2 protein-coding genes are annotated in these 2,937 nt (G+C 76.8%); both read right to left on the bottom strand.

Annotated features, from left to right (window positions below; genetic code table 11):
- Positions 1-1,510, bottom strand: a 1,510-nt coding sequence (locus RH94_RS21680; protein ID WP_079189133.1) for a serine/threonine protein kinase, incomplete at its 3' end; no start/stop codon positions are given.
- A 244-nt stretch (positions 1,511-1,754) separates the two neighbouring features.
- Positions 1,755-2,714 carry a threonine/serine dehydratase gene (locus tag RH94_RS21675; protein ID WP_073949158.1) on the bottom strand — a complete coding sequence of 320 codons (960 nt, stop codon included), beginning with the start codon at positions 2,712-2,714 and terminating at the stop codon, positions 1,755-1,757.
- Positions 2,715-2,937 lie beyond the last annotated feature (223 nt).

Here is a 2,937-nt window from a genome sequence, read left to right as displayed (position 1 = left end):
GGCCGCCGAGGAGGAAGCCGCGGCCGAAGGTGCGCACCCGCCCGTTCCCGGTGCCGGACAGCCACTCCATGTCGGCCGCCCTGAGTCCCTGGTACGTCGTCGCGCGGATGTCGCCGATCCGCCGGTACGCCCCCTGCCGCTCCAGCGACGGCTCGACGTCGTCCCGCCAGACCACGACCGGGTCCGGGCCGGCCTGTGTGCTGTAGGTGACCGCGAGGGTGCGCGCGTCCCCGTCCGCGCCGAAGACCACCCGGTACGCCAGGCCGGAGACACGGGTGGTGCTCACCCGCCGCCACCCCTCGGGCAGGGCGAGGGAGAAGCCCTCCGGTGCGTCGAGGACGCGGAAGCCGGCCGGCAGGCCGGTCGCCGTGGCCGACGGGGAGGCGCCGGGCGTGGCGGACGGGTAGGCGCCGGGCGTGGCGGACGGCGGGGGAGCGCCGTCCCCGGTCCGGCCGCCGGCCCCGGTGGGGGAGGAGGACGGCACGACGGTGCCGGAGGCGGCGGTGGAGCCGGAGGTGCCGGTGCCCGGCAGCAGGTGGGCGGCGGCCAGTACGGCGACGGTGACGGTGGCGACGGCCAGTGTGGTGCCCAGGACCATGGTCCGTCCGCTCCGGGCCCGGCCCGCCGCGCGGACGGCCGCGTACACACCGCGCAGGCGGGGCCGGGGGACCGCGCGCGTGACCGTGCCGGGGTCCTCACTCGTGATCCGGGTGAGCGCCTCCCGGACCGCCGGACGGGTCAGGCGGTCCCGGGAGTCCTTGCGCAGCAGGCCCTGCACGGCCCGGCCGAGCGGCCCGGCCCGCAGCGGCGCGCGCAGCGGCAGCCGGACCACGCCCTGCAGCGTGGCCTCGGGCCGGCCCCGGTCGCGGAACGGCGGGCGCCCCTCGGTCATCGTGTAGAGCAGCGCGCCGAGCGCCCACAGGTCGGCCGCCGGCCCGATCCGCTCGTCGCGGGCCTGCTCCGGGGAGGCGTACGACGGTGCGGTGAGCCGGGGGACGAGGGCCGCGCCCGCGAGGCCGAAGCCGGTCACCACGACTCCGCCCCGGTCCCGCACGAAGACCTGGCCGGGGCCGAGTTCGCCGTGCGTGACGCCCTCGGCGTGGGCGGCCTCCAGCACGTCGAGCAGCTCCAGTCCGACCCGGGCCGCCCGTACGTGGCCGAACGCCCCTTCCCGGGCGAGGAGTTCGCCCAGGGGCGTGCCGTCGATCCACTCGGTGACCGTCCACAGCGTCCCCGCCTCCACCACGGCGTCGACCACGGTGGCGATCCGGCCCGGCCGCAGCAGCCCCATGGTCTCGGACATCCGCATGATGCGGGCGGTGATGCGCCGGGCGTCGTCCTGGCCGGTGCCCTCCGGGAGCACGGTCTGCGTCAGCAGGCGGGGGCGCTCCGCCTCGAGGTCCTCCCCGTACCAGCAGACGTGGTTCGTCTCGCGGTGGACGGCCTCGAGGAGCCGGTACCGGCCGGCGACCGACCCGCGTGCGGACACGTGCCCCTGGACCATGGTCATCCCTCGCTGAACGCCCGGCTCTCACCCTTCCCGGTGGATACGGCGGAGAAGGCCGGGTGTGTTCAAAGGGACCACGTTCCGGCGGCTGTTCCCGACCCCCGTTCAACTGCTGCCGGGCGCGTGCGCGAGGGAATCCGTCCGGATGCCGTCCCCGGCGGTGCTCGGAGTGCCGCACGCGGCCGAAGGCGCGTCGACGCGCCGCTCGGGCGGGGGACGGACGCGACCGAACGCGCGGCGCGCCGCCTCAGCGCAGTGCGAACCGGTCCGCCCAGGACATGACGTCGGCAGTCGTCGCGTTGCCCCCGCACACCACCAGCCCGAGCCGGACGTCCGGGCCGACCCGCTCCCGTACGCGCCGTGCGGCCGGCAGCAGACAGCCCGCGGCGGGCTCGGCCCAGACCTTGGCGTGCTCGGCGAGGTCGAGGCAGCCGCGCACGGCCTCGCGGTCGGGAACGACGAGCACCTCCTCGACCAGGGCGGAGACATGGTCGTACGTCAGCCGGGACACGGCCGGCGCGCTGAGCGTGGTCACGATCGAGGACAGGGCCACGGGCACCGGACCGCCGGCCGCCAGCGCCTCGGACATGGCCTGGGCACCCTCGGTCTCCACGCCCCAGACCCGCACCCCGGGCCGCAGCGCGCGCAGTGCCGCGGCGACGCCCGCGATCAGCCCGCCGCCCCCGATGCTGACGAGCACGTCGGTGAGTTCACCCGCGTCCCGGGCCAGCTCCAGGCCGACGGTGCCCTGCGCGGCGACCACCACGGGGTCGTCGAAGGGATGGACCAGGGTGAGGCCCTCGTCCCGCAGCCTCCCCGCCGTGGCGAACGCCTCGTCCATGCCGTCGGTCAGCCGCACCGAGGCCCCGGTCTCCTCCGCGATCGCGACGGACCGCGCGGGCGCGGAGCGCGGCATGACCACCGTGGCCTTCACCTGGAGAGCGGCGGCCATCACCGCGAGGGCGATCCCGTGGTTCCCGCCGCTGACCGCGACCACCCCCGCGTCCCGCTCCGCCCGGCCGAGCGACAGCAGCTTCGCCGTCGCCCCCCGTGCCTTGAAGGAGCCGGTCCGCTGCAGCGACTCCAGCTTCGCGGTCACCGGGGCACCGAGCAGCGCCGACAGGCCGGGGCTCGGCACGGTCGGCGTCCGCACGACGTGCCCGGCGATCCGTTCGGCCGCGGCTTCGATCTCCGAGATGCCGATCAAGGCAGTCCACCCTTCCGGCGCGGGGGACGGCGGTCCGCGCCTCGTAGACCCTCACCCGGTGGGGCGGCGCGGGTCAACACGTCGTCCGTCCGGTGCCGGCGGCGAGCCGGGTGGCGGGGTCAGAGGGTGCGGTCGAGGAGGAAGGCCGGCAGGGCGTGCAGCCGGGCTGCGGCCGCCGGCCGCAGGGGGGCCGCGGAGAGTGCTGTCCTGGCGGCGGTGATGT

It is taken from the genome of Streptomyces kebangsaanensis, from assembly GCF_001906585.1.
Lineage (GTDB): Bacteria > Actinomycetota > Actinomycetes > Streptomycetales > Streptomycetaceae > Streptomyces > Streptomyces kebangsaanensis.
The sequence above is the reverse complement of the archived record's forward strand: the minus strand, read 5'-3'. Positions and strand labels throughout refer to the sequence as shown.